Raw genomic sequence first — 21,654 nt, forward strand, 5'->3', positions numbered from 1 at the left:
GCTATTTGCACCCTAGTTCAGCGGCGAGGATCGCACCCACCGGTCAGGGCCACGGTAGCGCCAAGGGTGCGGGTGTAGTGCCCGAGCCGAACCGCAGCTGTGCGGATTATGGGCCACGAATGATCGACGGAGGGTCCGCAGGCTCCTGGGCAGTCAGCCGGTCTCGTCGTCGTGCTCGCCCCGGTCGGTTCTGCGCTGCCCCATAAGGCGCATCCCGATGGCGGCGAGAAGACATGCGGTGGTGACGGCGGCAAGCAGTAGGTGGTAGCCGCCGTGCGGTAGGAGCGCGGCGGCAAGCAGGGGCGCGGCGGCCTTGGCGGTGGTGACGGGGGCGGCGAGTCGTCCGGCGATGGTGGCGTAGGCGATGGTGCCGTAGCGGGCGGCGAGCAGTGCTGGGGTGGCGAGGCTGGCGATGCCGAAGCCGAGCCCGAATCCGGTGACGGTGACGATGGCCCCGACGCGGGTTCCGGCGGTGAAGGGCATGGCGAGGACAGCGACGGCCTGGATGGCGAAGACCGTGGCCACGACGGTGGTGACCCGGATGCGGCGACGCGCGCCGGTGAGAACGAGCCGTCCGGTGACGGACAGGACGCCGAGCAGGCCGGCAATGGTGGCGGCGAAGGTGGCAGGGTGGCCCCGGCTGGTGAGGTAACCGACGAGGTGCACGCCGATGGTGCTGGTGGCGGCGCCGTGCGCAATGAGGGCGGCGGCGAGGATCCAGAACCCGGGATCGCGCAGTGCGGCGCCGGCCGCGGCCCGCCGCAGGGCGTGTTCAGGTCGCGCCGTAGGGGTGGGTGGTGCGGTGTGCGGTGTGCGGATGGTGAGGGCGTGCAGGGGGATGGTCACCGTGCCGTGGATGGCGGCAAGGGTGAGTAGCGCGCCGCGCCAGCCGAGGTGCGCGACCAGCATGCCGGTGAGGGGCATGAAGATGGTGCTGGCGAACCCGGCGACGACGGTGACCGCGAGCAGCGCGGTGGAGCGTCGGTCGGGGGTGAACCAGGAGATGATGACGGCGAAGGCGGGTTCATAGAGAACCATGGCGCCAGTGATGCCGATGCCGATCATGACAGCGTAGAGCTGCCCGGTGGTCTGGACCTGGGACCAGGCGATCAGGAGTGCGGTGGCGGTGATCGATCCGGAGGTCATGAGGGCTCGTCCGCCGTGCCGGTCGAGCCACCTCCCGACGGGGATGGCCATCAGCGCGCCGGCGAGGACGCTGGCGGTCAGCGCTCCGGTGACGGCGGTGGTGGAGGCGCCGAGGCTGGCGGCCATGGGACCGAGGAGGACGGCGAACGCGTAGTAGAGGGTGCCGTAGCCGATGGTGGAGGTGATGGCGAGGGCCGCGGCGATGCGCCATCCGTGGCGCCCGCCGACGGTCGGGTCGGCGGGCACCATGGTGGTGGTCATCAGCTGGCGCAGCAGCCGCCGGTCTGGCCGCTGGTCGGGGTGTCGAGGGTGATGAGGTTCAGCGGTGCGGACAGCAGGCCGCCGGAGATCCCGGTGGCGAGCCCCTGTCCGGTCGGCTGGGCTGCCGGGGCGGGGCCGCAGCAGCTGTCGGTGCCGGTGGAGTCGGCGGGGTTGCTGTTGCAGACCCCGGTTTCGGGCAGGTCGAGCTGGACATCGCGGGCGGCGTCCCAGTCCCCGGCGAGGGCGGCGACGACGGAGCGCACTTGCTCGTAGCCGGTGGCCATGAGGAACGTCGGCGCGCGGCCGTAGCTCTTCATCCCGACGGCGTAGTAGCCCGCCTCCGGGTGGGCGAGTTCGTCGACGCCGTGCGGGGGCACGGTGCCGCAGGAGTGTTCGTTGGGGTCGATCAGCGGTGCCAGCGCCCGGGTGGCGCCCATGACCGGGTCGAGGTCCAGGCGCAGCTCGGCGGCGATGGAGTGGTCGGGACGGAAGCCGGTGGCGGCGACGATCCGGTCGACCACAACCTGCTCGTCGCTGCCGTCGGCGTGCCGGACGACCACGGCGACCCGGCCGCCGGTCGGGGTGAGCGCGTGCACGGAGAAGCCGGTGAGCAGCCGGATCCGGCCGGCGTCGACGTGCTCCCGCAGCCGCGAGCCCAGCGCGCCGCGGGCGGGCAGGGCGTCGGCGTCGCCGCCGCCGTAGGTGCGGGTCGGGCTGGCCGAGCGGATCGCCCAGGTCACCTCCGTGCCCGGCTCGGTGGCGGCCAGCTCGGCGAGGGAGAGCAGGGTGTTCGCGGCGGAGTGGCCGGCGCCGACGACGAGGGTGTGCCGGCCGGCGAAGCGGTCCCGGTCCGCGCCGAGCACGTCGGGCAGTGCGTGCTCGAGGAACGCGGCGACGTTCTTCTCGCCCCGGGCGGGCAGGCCGGAGGCGCCGAGGACGTTGGGGGTGCCCCAGGTGCCGGATGCGTCGATGACCGCTCGGGCGAGCAACTCGTCTCCGCCGGTGAGGCGGATCAGGAACGGCGTCTGTTCGCGGCCGGCGGTGCGCAGCCGGTCCAGGCCGAGCCGGCTGATCGCTTCCACCCGGGCGCCGTAGCGCAGGTGGGGCTTGAGCTGCGGCAGCTCCGCGAGGGGCTGGAGATAGTCGGTGACCAGTTCCGCGCCGGTGGGCAGGGCGTCCTCGGCCGGGGCGATCCAGCCGGCGTCGTCGAGGAGTCGGCGGGCGGCCTGGTCGACGTTGTACCGCCACGGGGAGAAGACCCGAACGTGCCCCCACTGCCGCACGGCCGCGCCGGCGGTGTCGCCGGCCTCCAGGACAAGGAAGGGCAGGCCGCGGTCGTGCAGGTGGGCGGCGGCGGCCAGACCCACCGGGCCCGCGCCGATCACCACGACGGGCAGCTCGGTCAGGACGGTCATCGGAAAACTCCTCTGTGTTGAAAACTATCGAATCAGAAAGGTGCAGTGGTGCTGGGACATGCGGAGCTGAAGGGGTTCAGATGGCGGGGCTGCGCCGCTCGAGCAGGATCACGTCGCGCCACCGGCCGTGGTGCCGTCCGACCCGTTCGCGGGTGCCGATGACGCGGAAGCCAACCCGCTGGTGCAAGGCGAGACTGGCGGTGTTCTCCGGGAAGACTCCGGATTGGATGGTCCAGATGCCGGCGGCCTCGGTGGAGGCGATCAGGGCGTTCAGCAGCAGCCGGGCCACCCCGCGGCCCTGGGCGGCGGGATCGACGTAGACGGAGTGCTCGACCACCCCGGCGTAGACCGCCCGGCTCGACGTCGCCGACACCGCCACCCATCCGATCACGGTGTCGTCCGCGTCGACGGCCACGAAGCGGTGGTCAATCAGCCGGGTCTCGTCGAATGCCCGCCAGGTCGGTGCGGTGGTCTCGAAGCTGGCGTCACCGCCGTCGAGGCCGGCCTGGTAGATGGCGAGGACTCGATCGGCGTCGTCCGAGGTCATCGGGCGGACGGTGATGTCGACCATCAGCAGGCTCCGATCGGGTTGGGGGCGGGACGGCCCATGACGACGTCGGCAGCGGACGGAAAGCAGCTGACGCAGGCGTCGTTGACGCGGTAGTGACGGGCGGTGCCGACCGGCTCGACGAGCACGAACCGCACCTCGGTCAGGATCTTCAGGTGCTGGGAGACGGTGGACTGGGCGAGCCCGACGGCGGCGACGATCTCCCCCACGCTCATCGGCCGGGCGTATCGGGCCAGGTACTCCACGATCTGCACCCGGGTCGGGTCCGCGAGGGCCCGGAACCACGAGGCATAGGTCTGCGCGGTGTCCCGGTCGAGGAGGTCGTCCACCACCACTCCTTTATCGTTTATCGCCGATTGGCGATGGAAGCGTAGCAGGCGCCGTCCCGGCGAGGTGGGCGGTGGCGACGACGAGCCGGGCGATCGCGGTCAGGGTGGCAGCGTCGACCTTGTCGGGGGTGTCGGCGGGACTGTGGTAGCCGCCCATCCCGGCGCCGACGCCGACCGCAGCAAGGCCTGCTCCGCCGTAGCGGCGGTTGTCCGATGCCACCGGGCCCGCCGCCAGGGGGACGCCGGTGTGCCGGCCGGCCTGGTCCAGCAGCGCCAGAAGGCGGTGGGCGGGGCCGCCGGCCTCGACTGCCGCCGCCCCGTCCAGGCGACCGGCGCCGTCGACGTTGATGACCAGCGGCGCGGCGCCTTCGGCGCGGAGTTGGGTGGCGTGGTGGGCGGAGCCGAGCGCCCCGACCTCCTCGCCGTCGAGCAGCGCGACGGACAACCCGACACCTGCGGGGAGTCCGGCGGCGAGGATGCGGGCGGCTTCGAGGACCACGGCGACGCCGGTGGCGTTGTCCGAGGCCGCGGGCAGGCGAAGCCCCGGGTGGTCGCCGACGCCGTCGTAGTGCGCGGTCAACAGCAGGTCCACGGCCCCGGGGGTGGGCTGTCGGAGTCGGGCGAGAACGTTCGTGCCGGTGACGTCGTCGCGGCGAAGCGGCGTGGCCCCGTCCAGCCAGCCGGCGCCCGCGGCCGCGGCGGCGAGGACGACGTGATGGGTGTCCGGGTCGAGGGTGAGCACCGGCAGCGGCCCGGGATCCGGTCCGGCGAGCATGGTGAACTGCCAGCCCTCGGCGTCAACCGGGCGACGGATCAGCAGGCCGGCCGCGCCGTGGGTGTCGCGGTAGGCGTCGAACAGGTTCATCTCGGCCGGCACGACGAGCCACCGCCCGGCCGGGTCGTCCGTGCCGGCGAGGCCGAGCGGGCCGCGGGTGGGATCGGCGGTGTCGGCGGAGGCGGGGTGGATTGCGAGCTGCCGGCCGAACACCAACTGGTGGGAGTCTTTGCGGTCGCCCCAGGTGACCGCCGGCGCCTCGTACACCTGCGGCACCGCGCGGACGGGAAAGTCCTCGGTGCGGACCTCACCGTGAAGGCCGGTGAGGTGGTCGACGAGCCAGGCGCGGGCCGCCGCGCCGCCGGGCGAGCCGACGCGCCGACCGGCCAGGGGGTCGGAGGCCAGGGTGGCGATGGTGGCGGTCATCCGGCCGGCGCTGACCTGGTCGAGCAGGCCCGCGAGGTCGGTGCGGGTGGTCATGAGCAGCATCCCTGTCCGGTGGCGATCGCGTCGGTCCTGGCCTGCGTCCCGCAGCACGAGTCGGCCTGCTGTGCGGCCTGCCGGGTGCCGCAGCAGGGGTCGCTGGCGGCGGTCCCGCCGGCCGGCGGGAGGATCGCGCCCACGCCCTGGGCGGGGCTGCCGCAGCAGGCGCCGGAGTCGGTGACCTGCAGGGCGGCGGCGGGGTCGCCGGCGAAGCCGCCGACGGTGGGGGTGTTCTCGGACATGTCGGGTTCCTCTCCTCAGCGGGGGCTGACCAGCGTGTAGGCGGCGGTGCGGGCACGGTCGTAGAGGCGATCGACTCGCTGGTCAGGAGTGGACACCCGAGCACAGGAGTCGCAGAACCGGACCCCAGCCACGGCTGAGGGCCGGCGACGCGTAAAGCCGAACATGACGAGCCTCATTTCCACGGGACGCCTGTCTTGACGTCCGTCTAACCAGAGACTTGCACGCTGATTAGAGAGATGTCAACCTAGAGGCATGTCGAAGCAACAGGCCCCGCTCCCCCTCGTCGACCTCAACGCCGACACGCCGTGCTGCCCCCCGCTGGCGCAGCGCCGGGTACCGGCCGAAACGGCCGCTGTGCTCGCGCCCGCGTTCAAGGCCCTCGGCGACCCGGTACGGCTGCAGCTGATGTCGATGATCGCTTCCGCCGAGAACGGCGAGGCGTGCGTATGCGACCTGACGCCGGCGTTCGACCTGACCGGGCCGACGATCTCCCACCATCTCAAGACGCTGCGCGAGGCAGGCCTGGTGGACGCCGAGCGGCGGGGCACCTGGGTCTACTACCGGGCCCGGCCGCAGATCCTGCGCCAGCTCGCCGGCCTGCTGTCGATCGAGCCGACGGCCGCCTCGCAGCGGTAGGCCGCCGCCGCAACGCGTGGGGTCTTGCTCTTTCGCACGGCCATCCTGGTCAATGCCGGCCCGCGGTGTCGCGCCGCAGTTGGGCGGCTGCCCGCCGGTGCCGCTGCTTTCCGAGGCGAGGACGGTCGCCTGCCTGCGCGGCGAGCGCTTCCATGACGTGTGCGGCGTCGCGGCCAACGCCGCGCAGAGTGTTCGAGGCGAACGATCGCTGGAACTCCAGCCCCAGGTAGACCAGGCCGGGGTGGGTGGTGGAGATCCCGCCGACCTGCCGGGGCGTTCCGTGCTCGAGGGTGTCGAGAGGTGCGAGGTAGTTGAGGTCCGGCCGGTAGCCGGTGGCGAAGATGACCGCATCGACTGCGTCGTGCGTCCCGTCGCTCCAGACGACGCCGTCGGGCGTGAAGCGGGTGAACATCTCCCGGCGGGCAAGCTCACCTGAGGTGACGGCCTGGCGGTAGCGGCCGGTGTCGAGCACGGTGGCGTGCCGAACGAGACGGGTGATGACAGCACGCGGGAGACGGTCGCCGCGGGTGACGTGCAGCCAGTGGTGCAGGTCCCGACCTCCGATGCGCTGCGGCAGGAACCGCACCGGTTCGCGGGTCGCCAGCGTCACGCGCGCATGCCCAGTCAGCTCGTAGGCCACCTGGACAGCAGAATTTCCCGCCCCCACAACCACGACCCGCTTGCCGGCATACCCGTCGGGGTGGTGGTAGTCGGCGACGTGCCGCAGGTCCCCGCCGTACTCATCCTGTCCGGGCAGGCTCGGCACGTACGGGTTTGCGTAGGAGCCGGTGGCGGCGACGACCCCGATTCCGGCCAGCTCGTCGCCGGTGTCGGTACGCACCAGGTATCCCCCGCCCGGCGTGGAACGCACTGCCACCGCCCGCGTGCGGGTGCGGACCTCGACGTCGAGGGCGGCGGCATAGCGGCGGAGGTAGTCGACCACCTCGTCGCGGTGCGGGTAGCGGTCGGGATCGCCGTCGAAGGGCATGCCGGGCAGGGCGCTGTGGCGGGCGGGCGAGAAGAGGGTGAGGCTGTCGTAGTAGCGCGGCCATGAGCCCACTGGTTCGGCGCCGGCGTGCAGGACGACGGGCCGCAGGCCGGCATCGAGGGCGGCTCGGGCGGCGGCGAGGCCGGACTGGCCGCCGCCAACGATGATCAAGGGATCGGGTTGAGTCACGCCACAATCATATCGTCGTTTTGTTGAATGACAATATGATGATGGCGAGGAAGGGTGTGACCATGAGCCAGACCGCCGACGAGCCGACCGAGCCGCAGAGCGCCGCAACCCCGGCGGGACTCGCGCCACAGACGCAGGAGTTCCTCAAGGCCCTCGGCAGCCCCACCCGGCAGCGCATCATGATGCTGTTCGCTCGCGGCGCCGAGATGTCCGTCGGCGAGGTGGCCGAGCGGGTCGGCATCAGCCAGGCCACGGCCTCGCAGCAATTGACTCTGCTGCGCCGCGGCGGCGTGGTCACCTCGCGGCGCGGCGGCAAGACGGTGTACTACCGGGCCGACCGCGACGGCACCCTCGCCGCCCTGGCCGACCTGCAGTCGTACCTGGCGACCTGCTGCTAATCCACCGGCAACGGCGGCGACGTCGAGGCAAGCCCCGGACGCCGCACAATGGCGAGGTGGATGTGCAGCTGCTCGTCGTCAAGGACTGCCCGCATGAGGGCCCCGCTGCGGCGATCCTGCGCCAGGCCCTCGACGACGTCGGCCTGACCGACGTGCCGTTCACCACCCGGGTCGTGGTCGACCAGACACAAGCCGAAGCGCTCGCCTTCCTCGGCTCCCCGACGATCCTGATCGACGGCCGCGACCCGTTCGCCGAGCCCACGCAGGCACCGGGGCTCGCCTGCCGGCTGTACCCCGGCCTGTCCGGCGTACCGCCACTGACTCCGCTGCGTCAGGCGCTCAGGCAAGCCGCCGACCACGGCTAGACGACAGGCGGACGGAAGGCCCTCGGGTCAGCAGCCGACATCACCGGACCTTTCTGCGACAAACCGGCGGGATCGCGCCGCCGCGCGTCGCCGGCAACTGCATCGGCTTGACGGCCCGGCATTACTCAGCAATAGTTGAGTCAATGAACGTTGAGCTTGCTTCCTTGGTTGGGCGTGCGCGGATCCACGCCGCGCTGGGCGATCCGGCGCGCCTGGCGATCGTGGACGCGCTCACCCTGGGCGACGCCTCCCCCGGGGAGATCGCCCACACCCTCGACATGCCGACCAACCTGGTCGCCCACCACGTCAAGGTCCTCACCGACGCGGGCCTTGTCGTGCGGGGCCGGTCGGAGGGCGATCGGCGGCGCACCTACCTGCGACTTCAGCCGGCCGCCCTTGCCGCTCTCACGCCACCGCCGCTGGCGGATGTGGGTCGGGTGGTCTTCGTCTGCACCCACAACTCCGCCCGATCGCAGCTGGCCGCGGCCCTGTGGAGACGGCGCACCAACGGCGACGCCGCGTCCGCCGGCACCAAACCGGCGCCGCGGGTCCATCCCCGCGCGGTTGCCGTGGCCCACCGCCACCACCTCGATCTCGACCCGACCGGCACCGCACACGTCAACGACCTCGTCCGAGAGGACGACCTGGTCATCGCCGTCTGCGACAACGCCCACGAGGAACTCACCGGGCCGGTCCGCCCCCGCCTGCACTGGTCCGTGCCGGACCCGGTCCGCATCGACACCGACGAAGCGTTCGAGGCGGCCTACGCCGACCTCGCCGACCGCGTCGACCGCCTCGCCCCCACCACCACGTTGAGAGGCACCCGATGACGGAAACCAGCGCCCGCATCCAGCAGGAGATCACGCTCGACCAGCAGCTCGCCCTGCACACCGCCGCGACCCGGCTGGCAGAGGAGTTCGGTGCCATCTACGGCACCGAGACCATCGAGAAGTTCCTGCACAACAGCTACGACCAGTTCGCCACCGCCGCCAGCATTCCCAACTACCTACCGCTGCTCGCCGAGCGCTTCGCCCGCCAGCGGCTGCGCGCCCTGGCCCGCGTCGAGGGACACCACCGCCACGGTCGTCCCGTGGTGCTGTTCCTGTGCACCCACAACGCCGGCCGTTCCCAGATGGCCCTGGGCTTCGTCACCCACCTCGCCGCAGACCGGGCCGTCGCGTGGTCCGGCGGCAGCGAACCCGGCATCGAGATCAACCCCTCGGCGATTGCCGCAATGGCCGAACGCGGCATCGACATCTCCGAGGAGTTCCCGAAGCCGTGGACCGACGAGGTCGTCCGCGCCGCTGACGTGGTGGTCACCATGGGTTGCGGCGACGCGTGCCCCGTCTTCCCCGGCACCCGCTACGAGACCTGGAACGTCGACGACCCCGCCGGCCTCGACCTCACCGACGTCCGGCCCATCCGGGACGAGATCGAGCGGCGCGTCCGTCGCCTGCTCGACGAGCTACAGGTACCAGCCACCCGACAGCCAATCGCCGCCCGACGATCCGCGACAGCAGCATCATGGGAGAGAACAGACTGATGACCATCGCACTTCGGCGACGCCTGCTGGCCGAGTTCACCGGCACCGCCCTGCTGGTCACCGCCGTGGTCGGCTCCGGCATCATGGCCACCACCCTCTCCCCCGACGACGTGGGCCTGCAGTTGCTGGAGAACTCCACCGCGACCGCCTTCGCCCTCGGCGCGCTGATCCTGATCTTCGGCCCGGTGTCCGGGGCGCATTTCAACCCGGTCGTGTCCGCCGCCGACTGGTTCCTCGGCCGCCGCGCCGGCACCGGGCTCACCGCCCGCGACCTGGGCGGTTACGTCCTGGCCCAGGTCCTCGGCGCGATCGCGGGGTCGGTGTTGGCGAACCTGATGTTCGACCTGGCCGCCGTCGACTTCGCCAGCAAGGACCGGTCGGCCGGCAACCTGTGGCTCGGGGAGGTCGTCGCCACCACCGGGTTGATCCTGCTGATCTTCGCCCTCGCCCGCTCCGGCCGCGCCGTGGTCGCCCCCGCGGCCGTCGGCGCCTACATCGGGGCCGCGTACTGGTTCACCTCGTCGACCTCGTTCGCCAACCCGGCGGTCACCATCGGTCGCGCCTTCACCGACACCTTCGCCGGAATCGCCCCCACGTCCGTGCCCGGCTTCGTCGTGGCGCAGCTCGTCGGCCTCGCGGTCGGTGTCGGCCTGCTGGCCGCCCTCTACCCCGACGCCGGCGCCGCCGCCGACCAGGTCGTCGTCCCCGCCGACGAGGACGCCACCGTCAACCACCGCTCATGACAGAGAACCCACACGACCCCGGCGCGGCCCAGGTTTGGCCCGGCTTGTTCAACCGCCGCCACGACCCGGGCCGCTACCGGACGCTCGACCGCGACAGCAACCCCGACCACCATCTGTTCCTCGACCTCAACGACGTGCCGGTCAACCGGCCCCGCGACTCGAACTGCACGGAAGGCACCTCATGAGCGACAAGCCCAGCGTCCTGTTCGTCTGCGTCCACAACGCCGGCCGCTCCCAGATGGCCGCTGGGTGGCTGCGCCACCTCGCCGGCGACAGCGTCGAGGTCCGCTCCGCCGGCTCGGCCCCGGCCGCGACCGTGAACCCGGCCGCCGTCGAGGCCATGCGGGAGGTCGGCATCGACATCACCGACCAGAGCCCCAAGCTCCTCGAGTACGAGACGGCGGAATCCTCGGACGTGATCGTCACGATGGGCTGCGGCGACGCCTGCCCCGTCTTCCCGGGGAAGCGGTACGAGGACTGGAAGCTCGAAGACCCCGCCGGCAAGGGCGTCGACGCGGTACGCCCCATCCGGGACGAGATCCGCAACCGGGTGGAGACGCTGCTCGCCGAGCTGCACCCCACCGCCTGACACCCGCCCGCACGGTCGCCCGCCGGCGCCTGCCGGTGGGCGGCTCACCCACCCTCGACGCCGAGCGGTACCTGGCCGCCCTGCCCTGGCCGACGCCGCCCGAGGTCCGGCCGGGCCGGCGGGACCTCGGGTCTACGGCTGTCCGCGCAGTAGGGAGGCGATGTCGGTGACCGTCGCCTTGGCTGTGCGCCGAGTGGTCCAAGATCCCCGACACGCTGGGCCGGTGCCGACCCAGGCACGCCACGGACATGGCCGGAACGGGCCAACATGGCTTCCTGCCGGCAACTGATGACGACCCGGTCCTGGTTGTACCGGCATGTCCCCGGCGTTGGTGCAACGATGGGAGCGTGGGAACTGCGAAAACTGCCACCCCTGCCATCTCGCCGCTTGCCGGCGAGCCGATCAAGCGTGCGGATGCCGAGCGGCTCGCGGGAGTGCTGAAGGCCTTCGCCGACCCGGCCCGGCTGCGACTGCTCAGTCTGATCCAGTCATCCCCGGAGGGCGAGGCGTCCGTGAGTGACCTCACCGCGCCGCTTGGTCTGTCCCAGCCGACCGTCAGTCATCACCTTCGGATCCTCACCGAAGCGGGCCTGCTCGAGCGCGAGAAGCGGGGGGTGTGGGCGTACCGCCTGGTGCCGTCCGCGATCTCGGCGATCGCCGAGCTGTTGACGCCGCCTCGCAAACGGGCGACGAAGAAGGCCCGCTGAGCAGGGGACGGTGGGGCCGCCGGCACCCGATCCTGCGGTGCCGACGATCGGCCAGCACCAGAGGCCGCACCGGGTAATGATCGACGAATCAGACGCTCGGCGTCGTCTGCCAGCCGCAGCCCACAATCCGCCACCTGGCCCCTGAGGGCCGGCGCTGCCACTGTGGCGCGGGCCCCGGCCTCTCCCCCGGGCTGTCGGCAGCGCAACGGCGTGCCGGTCAGTGAGGTGGGGGCCCACGTGCGGGACGTGGCGGGGCGGCAAGCCCGCGGTTGAGCCCGCCGCCCGTTCCCCACGTCGATCCCGGCTGGTGCATCGCCCGCTCGCCTCGGACACGGGCACGTGTTTCCAACGGCTGCCGATGCCTGAGCGAGAGTCAACGGAACGCGCCTATTTACGGGTCGCTGGTGCCTCGCGGCCGAGGTGGGCGCGGGCTCGGGCCATACGAATGGCGGCGGTCAAGGTCGTGATGTCGTAGGCGCCGTAGTGGCGGCGGCCGTTGATGAAGAACGTCGGGGTGCCGGACACTCCGCTGTTGTCGGCGGAGTCGATGTCGCTTTCGATGCGGGCGGCGTGGGCGTGACTTGTCAGATCGTCGTGGAAACGTTCCTGATCCAGACCGAGGTCGCCGGCGTATCTGATCAGGTCAGTGATGTTCAGCTTGTCCTGGTGGTCGAGCAGCAGGTCGTGCATCTGCCAGAACTTGCCCTGGGCGGCCGCTGCTTCGGCGGCCTCGGCTGCGAGCCGGGCTTGCGGGTGCACGTCTGGCAGCGGCAGGTGACGCCACACGAAACGCAGGTCGGCGTGGCCCAGCAACTGCCGGACGGCTGGCTCGGCCTTCCCGCAGTACGGGCACTGGAAGTCGCCGTACTGCACCAGCGTTACCGACGCGTCGGCTGGGCCGCGGACGTGGTCCTGCTTTTCGTCGACTTCCGGGATGAGGTCGATCAGCTCCGTCATGTCGCCGAAGAGCGCCCGGATGTGCTTGTCCCTGGGCAACATGTTGGTGACACGGAACGCGGTCCAGGTCAGCGCTGAGGATACGATCGCGGCGCTGAGCACCCCGACTTTGGCCTCGGCCAGTTGGTCGCCGGTGAAGGCCAGGCTCGCGATCAGCAGCGACACCGTGAAACTGACACCGGCGATCGTGCCGCTGCCGAGCACGCCCGCCCAGCCCACGGCCGGACGGATCCGACCGCGGGAGATCCAGGTGAGCCCGGCCGAGGTGCCGATCACGGCGAGCGGCTTGCCGACGACATACCCGAGCAGTACGCCCCAGGTGACCGGCGACGTGAACGCCTGGGCCAGGAACGGGCCGTCGATCCTGATGCCAGCGTTGGCCAGGCCGAACAGCGGCACGATGGCGTAGCTGGACCAGGGGTGGTAGATCCGCTGAAGGCGGTCGTTGGGCGACAGCGTGTTCGCGAGGCCGATCGATGCCGTACGCGCGAGCTTGGGCGTCGGCTGCTCACGGAACGACCGGAACAGCCCGCTGACCTGCTCGAGCTCAGCTCGGCCGGGAGAGTAGGCGAACGCAGTCAACCCGATGGCCAGCCCGGCCACGACCGGGTCGACTCCGCTGACCAACAGCGCCCCCCACATCACGGTGGCGAGCGGCACGTACGCGGCGCCACGTCGGACGCCGGCTGCGCGGATGGCCAGCATGACCGCGAACGCCGCCACGGCCACCACGATCGGCATCATCTTGATGTCGTCGCTGTAGACCAGGGCGATGACGATGAGTGCGATCAAGTCGTCGACCACGAACACGGTGAGCAGGAAAATCCGGACCCGGTCGGGCACGCCCCGGCCGAGCAGTGCCAGCAGGCCCAACGCGAGGGCGGTGTCGGTCGACATAGCCACGCCCCAGCCATGCGCGCCCGGCCCGCCGTGATTGATCATCAGGAAGATCAGCACCGGGATCAGCATGCCGATGACGCCGGCCACGCTGGGCAGCACGAAGCGTCGCCGGTCGCGTAGGTCGCCGAGGTCGAACTCGCGCCGCGTCTCAAGGCCGACGACCAGGAAGAACAGAGTCATCAAACCGCTGTTGATCCAGGTGTGCAGGTCGCGGGAGAGCTCGAGGTGCCCGAGGCGTAGGGACAGTTGGGTACGCCAGACGGCTTCGTAGGAGCCGGGGTCGATGTTGGCCCAGAGCAGTGCGGCGACGATGGCGGCCACGAGCACGCCGGCGCTGCCGGACTCAGTCCGCAGGAAGGCTCGCAGCGGTGCCGCTAGTTCCGGCTTCCAGACCGTTCGGCCGCTCATCTTGGTTTCGGTCACACGTCACCTTCCGGCGCGCTGGCCGGGCCAGCGTGGATAGCTAGATCACGTGCAGCGATGCGGGCACGCGACCCCTCGGTTCAGTACGGATCGCGCTGCCCCGGCCGGGGCCAGCTGCGGACGGTGCGACGGGGCCCGCCGATCCCTGCAGGTTGCGGACGACTGTCTGTGAGCTCATGGTCGGGACGACCGCGCACATCGCCCTGCTCGCCAGACGCTCAAGCGTTACCGAGCCGACCGCACCGGCTCTGTTCTGAGCTGCCGGCACGAGTCCGCCGCAGTCCGCCAGGACTCAGGAGCGGCACCGCATGCAAGGCGCCGCAACGCGTTCGAGCTGTCACCGTCGACGGAAGCACCGTCGCCGTCTGAACGGGCACGACCACTGCTTGCTGCTCGGCCCGGATCGCCGAGCAGCAAGCGGCCTGATTTCAACGCGGCCCGACGAACTCGGTCCTCACGCTCCAGGCGAACTGGATCAACAGGGTCACCGGCGACTTCTCGGCAATGTCATGCATCACCTTCAAATCGTCGGGGTCAGGCTCTTCGCTCAGCGTGATCGTGCGCTGCAGGTAACGCTCCGCGCCTTCCTGCTCGGGTTCGTGGTAGTCGATCTCGACGGTGATGTCACCGGCGGTGTCGTACTTGTAGTCGACGTACTGCCTGAGCGTTTGAGCAGTGCACGACGCGAGCGCCATCAACAGGTACTCCGTCGGCGTCGGGCCCTCGCCGAGTGCGCCGTTGTGCGGTTCATCGGCGACGAACGTGAAGCCGCGGGTGGTGATGTCCGTGCGCCGGCGCTCAGTGGCCGGAAGGACAGCTCGGGCGGATGCGACGACACGATCCTGATCGGTTTCCATGAGCCGCGCCTTCCTGTAGATCCTGGTAATGACGGTCCAGGTACGCGGATCCAGCAGCAGCCGAGCCGCCGTCTGAGCGGGGGCTGCGGCTGGGCGCATCACCCCGCGACCAAGTGCCTCCGCAGGCTAGCTCGCATGGACTCGATAGTCCAAATAAACGCTAGTTGCCAGAACCTCTAGGCCCCCACGAACCCATCACCGAGGGTCGTTTTAGCTGCACTGATGGGCGGTTAAGACCATGCAGACACGGCTGGGGCCAATCACCGCCAGGAACCCGAGAATGGACCCATCAGTCCGTCAAGGCTAGGATACGCAGTCGCAGTACGAGGCGATCCAACGATGCGTGGAACGACTTGATGACGGCTTTCTCACCGCGGGTGAAGACGGGCGGCACCTACTTGTCGGCCATCGTGTCGCGTTGTCATCGATATCCGGGCTGCTAGCACCCGCCATGACCAGCCTGATCACGATGACGAGGGCTCGATTAGCGGGTCGGCTCGCCGGACGGCTGCGAGAGGAACGACTTGATGTGTTCCAGCGCCATGTCCAGCGCGACTTCCATGGGTGCGACGTTGTGCGCGGCGTTCGCCAGCAGGTAGCCGCCTTGCAACGCTGCCATCAACCCCGTGGCCAACTTCTCCGGGTCGGCGTCCTGGCGCAGTGCACCGCTGTCCCGCATCCGGTGCAGACCATCACTGATCAGCTTTTCCCATGCCGCGAACGTCTCCAGCAGCATCGATCGAGCCTGCTCATCTTGATCGGACAGCTCGACAGCCATCGACCCGAGGCCGCACCCGTATCTGCCGTTGTTCAGCGAGTTGGCCTGGACCAGCGCGTTACGCCACCGGACCAACCCTGAAAACGATCTCAGTCGTTCGAGCCCTCCGCGCTCGCGCTGAAGCACAAGCGCGCCTCGATATTTGACCAACGCCCGCACGAGTTCCTGCTTGTCGGCGAAGTGGTGGTAGAGCTGAGACTTGCTGGTCTGGCTTGCCTCGCGGACGTCGTCAAGGGTCGTCGCATTCACTCCGCGCACGAACATCAGCCGGTTCGCCGCCTCGAGGATCCGCTCTCGGGTCGCGATGCCCCGTTGACTGATCCTCCGCCGATTCGTCGGCGCAGCCACCTGCTCGTCGCTCATCGGTAAAGTCTATCCAGCGTGCCAGATCATCTCTGGATAATGAGACTACGGAGTCCATTCGTCGTCATGTCGCTTTCGCGGGATGACGAAGGACGAACGCGCGCGCCGCCAGCCTGGTGGAACGGGTGCCATGTCGGCGAGATCATCGACCCGCGAGCCTTTCCTGGACCTGTTGGTCCCCGATGCGCCAGCGCTGCTATCCAGGTGCTACCCGGCGCTGCGCCCTGAGCGGCGCGCCGGAGGTCAGCGGGGACCAGCCCGGCCGCACTGAACGGCTGGGATGATCTTCACGGCGCCCCTCAGCCGCACTCTCGGCGTCACGACCCGGCACGGTATCGCTGACACATCACCGGGGCCGGCGCGCGGACCCGGGGTCCGCGCGCCGGAGGTGTCAGGCCGTCGTCCGCTTAGGGAGCTTCCACCCGGGACGGGGGAAGTGGCAGGTGTAACCGTCGGGGTAGGTCTGCAGGTAGTTCTGGTGCTCGGGCTCAGCCTCCCAGAAGTCGCCTGCCGGGGTGACCTCGGTGACGACCTTGCCGGGCCACAGGCCCGAGGCGTCGACATCGGCGATCGTGTCCTCGGCGACCCGCTTCTGCTCGTCGCTGGTGTAGAAGATCGCCGAGCGGTAGCTGCTGCCGATGTCGTTGCCCTGGCGGTTCTTCGTCGAGGGGTCGTGGATCTGGAAGAAGAACTCGAGCAGGGCGCGGAAGTCGGTCTTCTCGGTGTCGTAGACGACCTCGATGGACTCCGCATGCGTTCCGTGGTTGCGGTAGGTGGCGTTCGGGACGTCGCCGCCGCTGTAGCCGACGCGCGTGGACACGACGCCGGGCTGGCGGCGGAACAGCTCCTCCATTCCCCAGAAGCAGCCGCCGGCGAGGATCGCCTTTTCGGTGGTCACGTCGTCTCCCTAGTTGTCGTCGGTGTCAGTGCTGGTGCCGTCGTTGAAGACGTGTTCGCGCTCGACGACGTTCGTCGTGGCGATCGCCCCCGTGAAGCGGCTGTCGGTTCCTGTGGCACTGGGCACAGCTCTCCCTTCCCGGCCTTCCGGCGCGAAGCTGGGGAACCAGGCGAAACGCACCTGTTCGCGCAAGAGTGCAGACACCCGACGGGCCGGTTTCATTCCCGCGGGCACACCCCACAACCCTACTGGACCATAGGGTCCGGATTAGAAGTTCGGAAGCTATCCTCCAAGCACCGCCCTCACGGCGGCTGAACTGCTTTAGATTACTGCTACAGTGGCAGCTGCTTGACCGCAAGAGTGGACTTGACAGACCAGTTTAGCCGCGACTAGCTTCGGGGCGTCCGACGGGGAAGACGGTCATCCGCGTTCGTCGTGAGCGCGCCCATCGATGCACGCAGCGAGTCCGCGCTGTCCGAATCGACCGGCTGCGTCCTATGAGCCCCTCACATCAGCTGTCGTAACGGGCTTTCCCATGCCCGCAGCTTTCCACCAAGGCACACATGACCGAGGAGACAATTCCCATGAAAGCGATCGTGGTGAAGGACCAGGCTGCGGGAATGGCCGGGATGACGCTGGTGGAGCGGCCTGAGCCGAAACCGGCGCTGAACGACGTCGTGGTTCAGGTCCATGCATCGGGATTCACTCCGGGTGAGCTGACGTGGCCTTCGACCTGGACCGATCGACTCGGCCGTGGCCGGACACCGTCGATCCCCGGACACGAGCTGGCCGGGGTGGTCAGCGCCCTCGGGTATGGCACGACGGGACTGTCGGTGGGACAGCGGGTGTTCGGCCTCACGGACTGGACTCGCGACGGCACCCTCGCGGAGTACGCGGCCGTCGAGGCACGCAACCTCGCGCCGCTGCCCGGCGACGTCGACTTCACGGTGGGCGCGAGCCTGCCGATCTCAGGCCTGACCGCGTGGCAGGGACTGTTCGTGCACGGCCGTTTCCAGGCGGGGCAGAGCGTCCTCGTACACGGTGCGGCCGGTGGGGTCGGTTCGATGGTGACTCAGCTGGCCAGAGAGGCCGGCGCCTACGTCATCGGCACTGGACGTGCCGCCGACCGCCAGACCGCGCTCGACTTCGGCGCGCAGGAGTTCGTCGACCTCGGCGACGACGCCCTGGAGGACGTCGCCGGCGTGGATCTGGTTTTTGACGTGATCGGTGGCGACATCCAGAAGCGTTCTGCGGGTCTGGTCCGAGCCGGAGGAACGCTTGTGACCATTGCCGGCCCGCCCGAAGCACAGCCGGCGGACGGCCTGACGGTTGATTTCGTTGTCGAGGCCGATCGCGCGCAGCTGGGTGAGGTCGTCCAGCGGATCAGGGATGGTCGGCTGCGGACGAACATCGGCAACGTCGCGACCCTCGACGACGCCGTCGCCGCCTTCAACTCGACCGAGCGGATCAAGGGAAAGACGATCATCCGCGTTCGCTCGTGAGGGCTCGGCACACCCAACCACGAGAACGACCCCTGCAGGAGCGCGAAGTACGTCGGTGGCCGGGCCTTGGCCTCCCATCGACGACATGCGACTGGGCGAGTACGACCACCGCCATGACCCGGGAGTGACCTGATGGCCATCAACGAAGGCGCGCCACGCGTGACCGACGCAACCGATCCGACCCGCTACGCCTTCGAGTACCCCGGCGAGAGCGGCACCCTCAGCGGGGACCAGACCGTCCTCATCGACGAGGTGGTCGACGATCCCCACGCCCCCGCGTTCGACTTCCAAGTCGTCAACGACGAGAAGCTCGGCATCTACGACGCGATTGCCGGGGGCCAGGAGGTGGCCGGCCTGACCTACAACGTCGCCGGAGACAACCGACTCGTGCTGCTGGCCACGGCGGTGTCCCCCGAGTTCCGCAGACAGGGCATCGCCACCGAGCTGATCCGACGCGTCCTCGACGACGTGCGCGTGCAAGGCAAGACGGTCACCATCATGTGCCCGATCGTGCGCACCTTCATCGATCACCACCCCGAGTACGCCGACCTCATCGACCCCGAGCACCCGGGAGCAAGCCAGGGTCACCCCCATTTGTCCTGAACCCAGCTGGAAGCTCGATGTCATCAACGACGCGGAGCGCGGTCGCTGTTCCGCCGCCCTCGGCGCCGAAGCGATCGCTGAACTCCCGTACCGATTCGTGGGCGGCCGTGTCGTGCTGCTGACGACCTGGGTTGACCCGCCTACCGACGCGATCGGGTGGCCACGGAGCTCACCGCTCGCGTGCGTCGTGCGGACGAACACCAGCGGCCTCGCGGCCATCGACGACGTCGTTGCCGGCTTCAACCCGACCGGGCCGGTCGAGGGCAAGACCATCATCAGCGGCCGCAAGGACGCGGACCCAGCAGACCCCGCTACGTCGTAGCGGGGTAGGCGAGGACTGATACAGAGAGGCATTCAGATGAAAGCGATCGTGGTGACGGACCGGGCCGCGGGAACGGCTGGGATGGCGCTGGCGGAGCGGCCCGACCCCGACGCAGCGAGGCTCGCGAGTTTGGAGGGCGCGAACTACGGCGATGTCGTCGTTGACGTTCACGCGTCGGGATTCACCGGGAACGAACTGGAGTGGCCGTCGACCTGGATCGATCGCCGCGGCTTCGACCGCACGCCGTCGATCCCCGGACACGAGGTGGCCGGTGTGGTCACCGCCCTCAGCTATGGCACAACCGGCCTGTCGGTGGGACAGCGGGTGTTCGGCATCACGGACTGGACACGCGACGGCACCCTCGCCGAGTACACAGTCGTCGAGGCACGCAACCTCGCGCCGCTGCCGGGCGACGTCGACTTCACGGTGGGTGCTGGCATCGCGATGGCGGGCCTGACCGCGTGGCAGGGGCTGTTCGATCACGGTCACCTCCTGGCGGGACAGAGCGTTCTGGTGCACGGCGCGGCCGGCGCAGTTGGTTCGATGGCGACCCAGCTCGCCCGTCAGGCCGGCGCCCACGTCATCGGCACCGGACGTGCCAGCGTCCGGCAGACCGCGGTCGACTTCGGCGCGCACGAGTTCGTCGACCTCGACAACGACACCCTGGAAGACGTCGGCGGAGTCGATCTGGTCTTCGATGTCATCGGCGGTGACATCCAGAAGCGGTCCGCGGGTCTGGTTCGAGCCGGAGGAACGCTGGTGACCGTCACCGGGCCGCCGGAGGCACGGCCCGCTGACGGTCTGGCGATCGACTTCGTGGTCGTGTCCGACCGCGCCCAGCTGGGTGAGATCGCCCGGCGGGTCCGGGACGGACGCGTGCGGACGAACATCGGCACCGTCGCGGCCCTCGACGACGCCGTCGCCGCCCTCAACCCGACCGAGCGGACCAATGGGAAGACGGTCATCCGCGTTCGTCCATAGGGGCTCGACGGCTTCCTGAGGCCTCCAGAAACTCCGGGCCGGTTCACACCATGAGAAAGGCACGTATCGATGCAAAAGACGGCGCCAGCGATCAACCAGGCTCGCCGGGGCCGAACGCTCCGGCTGGCATTCTTGGCTGCGGTGGTCTCCCTGGTGGCCTCGTTTGCCGCGTCGGCCGCGCCGATCCCCCTGTTCAACGTCTACCGGGCTGAGGACAGGTTCACCAACGCCGGCATCTCGATGGCCGTCGTCACCACCTCCGTCGGCACTATTGCCGCACTGTTGGTGCTGGGGCGACTGTCCAATCATCTGGGCCGACGGCTCACCGCGATCGCCAGCCTCGGCCTGCTCCTGCTGGGCTGTCTGCTGCTGCTGAGCGTGCACGACATCGGCACCCTGCTGGCCGGTCGGCTACTGATGGGCGTCGGTACCGGCTTGGCCAGCAGCAGCCTCACCTCCTACATCGTCGACGCCGCACCCACCAGGCCGGAGTGGTTGGCCGCCGTCGCCTCCAGCCAGGGACCCATGCTCGGCCTCACCCTCGGTGCCGTCGCCTCCGGCGCCCTGGTCCAGTTCGGCCCCTGGCCACGCGACCTCATCTACCTGGTGTGCGCCGGTCTCCTCGTACTGTCTGCCGCACTCATCGTCATCAGCCCGGAAACCGCTCGGCCGACGCCGGGTGCTTGGCGATCACTGCTACCGCGGGTCCGCGTACCGGCCCGGGTCAGGCATCTGCTCCCTGTCGCGGCGGCGGTGTTCCTGGCCACCTGGGCGACCGGGGCTTTCTACCAGGCGTTCGTGCCCGCGCTGGTCGAAGATCAGCTCCACACTCGTAGCCCGCTCACCCTCGGACTGGTGTTCGCCGCCTACATGGCCCCCAGCGTTCTCGGCGCTCCCCTCGGCGGCCGGGTCACCTCCGCGGCGGCCCAACGCATCGGGATGATCGTCTTCCTGGCTGGCTGGATCGGCATCATCACAGCGATCGCCATCGGCACCCTGGCGTTGTTCATCGCCGCAACCATCGTCGCCGGCGCCGGTCAAGGTATCGCCATCAGCGCCGCCACCCGCGGCCTGCTGCACGACAGCACCCTGGCCGACCGGGCAGCGATCTTCAGCGTCATCTACGTCCTCTGCTACAGCGGCGCCGCCTTCCCCAGCCTCATCTCCGGGGAACTCTCGAACACCTTCTCGCTGCCGCAGATCGTCCTCGGATACGGCGGATTGGCCATCGTCGCCACCCTGGTCACTGTCGTCGCTGCACGCAACCCGCACATCGACACGGCCAGGAACAGCCTGGCTACACGTGGAAGGGTGAGCCGATGAGCAGTGAAGGACGGGCACTGGTAGCCGAGGAGCTGATCGACAGCCCTGATCATGGCCGCTTTGAGCTCTACCGCGACAGCAAGCTGGTCGGCTGGCTCTACTACACCCACCTGAGGCCCAACCGATACGCCCTCCGGCACACCGAAGTCGAGTCGAGTCATCGACACGAGGGCGTCGCGGGCGCGATGGTCCGGCGAGTACTCGACGAGATCCGCGCACGCGAAGGCACGATCACCGCAATCTGCCCCTTCGTGGTCGACTACCTCCCGCGAACGACCGCCTATGCCGATCTGATCGACGCCCGACACCCCGGCTACTCCGATCGTGCTGCTGCCGAGTCGGCGCGGAGGAAGGCCGGTGGCTGAGACT

General features: G+C 69.6%; 26 protein-coding genes and 1 pseudogene. 15 read left to right on the plus strand and 12 right to left on the minus strand.

The annotated features are described in order from the left end of the window. Positions 1 to 153: 153 nt before the first annotated feature. The 6 genes from ABZ452_RS28290 to ABZ452_RS28315 form a co-directional block, all read right to left on the minus strand. A complete protein-coding gene (locus tag ABZ452_RS28290) occupies positions 154 to 1,407 on the minus strand; it encodes an MFS transporter (RefSeq protein WP_357949168.1) in 1,254 nt (417 codons plus the stop codon). Next, positions 1,407 to 2,822, minus strand: a complete 1,416-nt coding sequence (locus ABZ452_RS28295) for an FAD-dependent oxidoreductase (RefSeq protein ID WP_357949171.1) — start codon at positions 2,820 to 2,822, stop codon at positions 1,407 to 1,409. Before ABZ452_RS28295 ends, ABZ452_RS28290 begins: the two co-directional genes overlap by 1 nt. 76 nt (positions 2,823 to 2,898) lie before the next feature. Continuing rightward, positions 2,899 to 3,393: an N-acetyltransferase family protein gene (locus ABZ452_RS28300; RefSeq protein WP_357949174.1), complete on the minus strand. Its 495-nt coding sequence runs from the start codon at positions 3,391 to 3,393 to the stop codon at positions 2,899 to 2,901. Further along, positions 3,393 to 3,719 (minus strand): metalloregulator ArsR/SmtB family transcription factor, encoded by a 327-nt coding sequence (locus tag ABZ452_RS28305; RefSeq protein ID WP_357949177.1) that lies wholly within the window; start codon positions 3,717 to 3,719, stop codon positions 3,393 to 3,395. The genes ABZ452_RS28300 and ABZ452_RS28305 overlap by 1 nt, the downstream gene beginning before the upstream one ends. Positions 3,720 to 3,729: 10 nt before the next feature. Then, positions 3,730 to 4,974, minus strand: coding sequence for a M28 family peptidase (locus ABZ452_RS28310; RefSeq protein WP_357949179.1), 1,245 nt, complete (start codon positions 4,972 to 4,974; stop codon positions 3,730 to 3,732). Then, the gene (locus ABZ452_RS28315; RefSeq protein ID WP_357949182.1) at positions 4,971 to 5,219 is read right to left on the minus strand and encodes a hypothetical protein; all 249 of its coding nucleotides are present in this window, start codon (positions 5,217 to 5,219) and stop codon (positions 4,971 to 4,973) included. Before ABZ452_RS28315 ends, ABZ452_RS28310 begins: the two co-directional genes overlap by 4 nt. A gap of 253 nt (positions 5,220 to 5,472) precedes the next feature. On the opposite strand from ABZ452_RS28315, the gene ABZ452_RS28320 reads away from it, so the two are divergent. After that, complete coding sequence (locus ABZ452_RS28320; RefSeq protein WP_357949184.1) at positions 5,473 to 5,856, plus strand: metalloregulator ArsR/SmtB family transcription factor; 384 nt, start codon at positions 5,473 to 5,475, stop codon at positions 5,854 to 5,856. Positions 5,857 to 5,905: 49 nt separating this feature from the next. On the opposite strand, the gene ABZ452_RS28325 is transcribed toward ABZ452_RS28320, so the two are convergent. Further along, on the minus strand, positions 5,906 to 7,033 hold the full coding sequence (locus ABZ452_RS28325; RefSeq protein ID WP_357949187.1) for an NAD(P)/FAD-dependent oxidoreductase: 1,128 nt from the start codon (positions 7,031 to 7,033) through the stop codon (positions 5,906 to 5,908). Positions 7,034 to 7,095: 62 nt separating this feature from the next. Here ABZ452_RS28325 and ABZ452_RS28330 point away from each other — a divergent pair, with 62 nt between their 5' ends. The 8 genes and pseudogenes from ABZ452_RS28330 (at position 7,096) to ABZ452_RS28365 (ending at position 11,378) form a co-directional block, all read left to right on the plus strand. Then, positions 7,096 to 7,431 (plus strand): metalloregulator ArsR/SmtB family transcription factor, encoded by a 336-nt coding sequence (locus ABZ452_RS28330; RefSeq protein ID WP_357949190.1) that lies wholly within the window; start codon positions 7,096 to 7,098, stop codon positions 7,429 to 7,431. Between the two features lie 56 nt (positions 7,432 to 7,487). Next, positions 7,488 to 7,796 (plus strand): hypothetical protein, encoded by a 309-nt coding sequence (locus ABZ452_RS28335; protein WP_357949192.1) that lies wholly within the window; start codon positions 7,488 to 7,490, stop codon positions 7,794 to 7,796. Between the two features lie 143 nt (positions 7,797 to 7,939). Next, positions 7,940 to 8,626 (plus strand): helix-turn-helix domain-containing protein, encoded by a 687-nt coding sequence (locus tag ABZ452_RS28340; RefSeq protein ID WP_357949194.1) that lies wholly within the window; start codon positions 7,940 to 7,942, stop codon positions 8,624 to 8,626. Beyond that, entirely contained in the window at positions 8,623 to 9,339 is a 717-nt protein-coding gene (locus ABZ452_RS28345; RefSeq protein WP_357949197.1) for an arsenate reductase ArsC, read from the plus strand. Before ABZ452_RS28340 ends, ABZ452_RS28345 begins: the two co-directional genes overlap by 4 nt. Next, positions 9,339 to 10,052: pseudogene (locus tag ABZ452_RS28350) on the plus strand (MIP/aquaporin family protein); the annotation flags it as partial. The gene ABZ452_RS28345 and the pseudogene ABZ452_RS28350, both read left to right, overlap by 1 nt. A gap of 26 nt (positions 10,053 to 10,078) precedes the next feature. Further along, on the plus strand, positions 10,079 to 10,267 hold the full coding sequence (locus ABZ452_RS28355) for a hypothetical protein (protein ID WP_357949199.1): 189 nt from the start codon (positions 10,079 to 10,081) through the stop codon (positions 10,265 to 10,267). Further along, positions 10,264 to 10,671, plus strand: a complete 408-nt coding sequence (locus ABZ452_RS28360) for an arsenate reductase ArsC (RefSeq protein ID WP_357949202.1) — start codon at positions 10,264 to 10,266, stop codon at positions 10,669 to 10,671. The genes ABZ452_RS28355 and ABZ452_RS28360 overlap by 4 nt, the downstream gene beginning before the upstream one ends. Positions 10,672 to 11,018: 347 nt before the next feature. After that, complete coding sequence (locus ABZ452_RS28365; protein WP_357949205.1) at positions 11,019 to 11,378, plus strand: metalloregulator ArsR/SmtB family transcription factor; 360 nt, start codon at positions 11,019 to 11,021, stop codon at positions 11,376 to 11,378. A gap of 387 nt (positions 11,379 to 11,765) precedes the next feature. Here the strand turns inward: ABZ452_RS28365 and nhaA are convergent, their stop codons facing one another. From nhaA to ABZ452_RS28390, 5 genes are all read right to left on the minus strand, one after another. Beyond that, a complete protein-coding gene (gene nhaA / locus ABZ452_RS28370) occupies positions 11,766 to 13,658 on the minus strand; it encodes a Na+/H+ antiporter NhaA (protein WP_357949207.1) in 1,893 nt (630 codons plus the stop codon). Between the two features lie 428 nt (positions 13,659 to 14,086). Continuing rightward, on the minus strand, positions 14,087 to 14,515 hold the full coding sequence (locus ABZ452_RS28375) for an OsmC family protein (protein ID WP_357949211.1): 429 nt from the start codon (positions 14,513 to 14,515) through the stop codon (positions 14,087 to 14,089). A gap of 484 nt (positions 14,516 to 14,999) precedes the next feature. Further along, positions 15,000 to 15,656, minus strand: coding sequence for a TetR/AcrR family transcriptional regulator (locus ABZ452_RS28380; RefSeq protein ID WP_357949214.1), 657 nt, complete (start codon positions 15,654 to 15,656; stop codon positions 15,000 to 15,002). Between the two features lie 391 nt (positions 15,657 to 16,047). Then, positions 16,048 to 16,554, minus strand: a complete 507-nt coding sequence (gene msrA, locus ABZ452_RS28385) for a peptide-methionine (S)-S-oxide reductase MsrA (RefSeq protein ID WP_357949217.1) — start codon at positions 16,552 to 16,554, stop codon at positions 16,048 to 16,050. Between the two features lie 9 nt (positions 16,555 to 16,563). Further along, positions 16,564 to 16,746 carry a hypothetical protein gene (locus ABZ452_RS28390; protein ID WP_357949220.1) on the minus strand — a complete coding sequence of 61 codons (183 nt, stop codon included), beginning with the start codon at positions 16,744 to 16,746 and terminating at the stop codon, positions 16,564 to 16,566. Positions 16,747 to 17,138: 392 nt separating this feature from the next. Between ABZ452_RS28390 and ABZ452_RS28395 the strand changes: the two genes are divergently transcribed. The 6 genes from ABZ452_RS28395 (at position 17,139) to ABZ452_RS28420 (ending at position 21,650) form a co-directional block, all read left to right on the plus strand. Continuing rightward, the gene (locus ABZ452_RS28395; protein WP_357949293.1) at positions 17,139 to 18,056 is read left to right on the plus strand and encodes an NADP-dependent oxidoreductase; all 918 of its coding nucleotides are present in this window, start codon (positions 17,139 to 17,141) and stop codon (positions 18,054 to 18,056) included. Between the two features lie 132 nt (positions 18,057 to 18,188). Continuing rightward, on the plus strand, positions 18,189 to 18,659 hold the full coding sequence (locus ABZ452_RS28400) for a GNAT family N-acetyltransferase (RefSeq protein ID WP_357949223.1): 471 nt from the start codon (positions 18,189 to 18,191) through the stop codon (positions 18,657 to 18,659). Positions 18,660 to 18,846: 187 nt separating this feature from the next. After that, a complete protein-coding gene (locus tag ABZ452_RS28405) occupies positions 18,847 to 18,981 on the plus strand; it encodes a hypothetical protein (RefSeq protein WP_357949225.1) in 135 nt (44 codons plus the stop codon). Positions 18,982 to 19,017: 36 nt separating this feature from the next. Further along, entirely contained in the window at positions 19,018 to 19,962 is a 945-nt protein-coding gene (locus ABZ452_RS28410) for an NADP-dependent oxidoreductase (protein WP_357949227.1), read from the plus strand. Between the two features lie 141 nt (positions 19,963 to 20,103). Beyond that, a complete protein-coding gene (locus ABZ452_RS28415) occupies positions 20,104 to 21,285 on the plus strand; it encodes an MFS transporter (protein WP_357949230.1) in 1,182 nt (393 codons plus the stop codon). Next, positions 21,282 to 21,650 (plus strand): GNAT family N-acetyltransferase, encoded by a 369-nt coding sequence (locus ABZ452_RS28420; RefSeq protein ID WP_357949233.1) that lies wholly within the window; start codon positions 21,282 to 21,284, stop codon positions 21,648 to 21,650. Before ABZ452_RS28415 ends, ABZ452_RS28420 begins: the two co-directional genes overlap by 4 nt. Positions 21,651 to 21,654: the final 4 nt, after the last annotated feature.

The sequence above is a fragment of the Micromonospora sp. NPDC005707 genome (genome assembly GCF_040631005.1).
Lineage (GTDB): Bacteria > Actinomycetota > Actinomycetes > Mycobacteriales > Micromonosporaceae > Micromonospora.

Bases quoted from the DNA above. Each gene is read 5' to 3' on its own strand.
- ABZ452_RS28290 (WP_357949168.1), bottom strand. From the start codon at position 1,407: ATGACCACCACCATGGTGCCCGCCGACCCGACCGTCGGCGGGCGCCAC.
- ABZ452_RS28295 (WP_357949171.1), bottom strand. From the start codon at position 2,822: ATGACCGTCCTGACCGAGCTGCCCGTCGTGGTGATCGGCGCGGGCCCG.
- ABZ452_RS28300 (WP_357949174.1), bottom strand. From the start codon at position 3,393: ATGGTCGACATCACCGTCCGCCCGATGACCTCGGACGACGCCGATCGA.
- ABZ452_RS28310 (WP_357949179.1), bottom strand. From the start codon at position 4,974: ATGACCACCCGCACCGACCTCGCGGGCCTGCTCGACCAGGTCAGCGCC.
- ABZ452_RS28315 (WP_357949182.1), bottom strand. From the start codon at position 5,219: ATGTCCGAGAACACCCCCACCGTCGGCGGCTTCGCCGGCGACCCCGCC.
- ABZ452_RS28320 (WP_357949184.1), top strand. From the start codon at position 5,473: ATGTCGAAGCAACAGGCCCCGCTCCCCCTCGTCGACCTCAACGCCGAC.
- ABZ452_RS28330 (WP_357949190.1), top strand. From the start codon at position 7,096: ATGAGCCAGACCGCCGACGAGCCGACCGAGCCGCAGAGCGCCGCAACC.
- ABZ452_RS28340 (WP_357949194.1), top strand. From the start codon at position 7,940: ATGAACGTTGAGCTTGCTTCCTTGGTTGGGCGTGCGCGGATCCACGCC.
- ABZ452_RS28345 (WP_357949197.1), top strand. From the start codon at position 8,623: ATGACGGAAACCAGCGCCCGCATCCAGCAGGAGATCACGCTCGACCAG.
- ABZ452_RS28355 (WP_357949199.1), top strand. From the start codon at position 10,079: ATGACAGAGAACCCACACGACCCCGGCGCGGCCCAGGTTTGGCCCGGC.
- ABZ452_RS28360 (WP_357949202.1), top strand. From the start codon at position 10,264: ATGAGCGACAAGCCCAGCGTCCTGTTCGTCTGCGTCCACAACGCCGGC.
- ABZ452_RS28375 (WP_357949211.1), bottom strand. From the start codon at position 14,515: ATGGAAACCGATCAGGATCGTGTCGTCGCATCCGCCCGAGCTGTCCTT.
- ABZ452_RS28380 (WP_357949214.1), bottom strand. From the start codon at position 15,656: ATGAGCGACGAGCAGGTGGCTGCGCCGACGAATCGGCGGAGGATCAGT.
- ABZ452_RS28395 (WP_357949293.1), top strand. From the start codon at position 17,139: ATGAAAGCGATCGTGGTGAAGGACCAGGCTGCGGGAATGGCCGGGATG.
- ABZ452_RS28400 (WP_357949223.1), top strand. From the start codon at position 18,189: ATGGCCATCAACGAAGGCGCGCCACGCGTGACCGACGCAACCGATCCG.
- ABZ452_RS28410 (WP_357949227.1), top strand. From the start codon at position 19,018: ATGAAAGCGATCGTGGTGACGGACCGGGCCGCGGGAACGGCTGGGATG.
- ABZ452_RS28420 (WP_357949233.1), top strand. From the start codon at position 21,282: ATGAGCAGTGAAGGACGGGCACTGGTAGCCGAGGAGCTGATCGACAGC.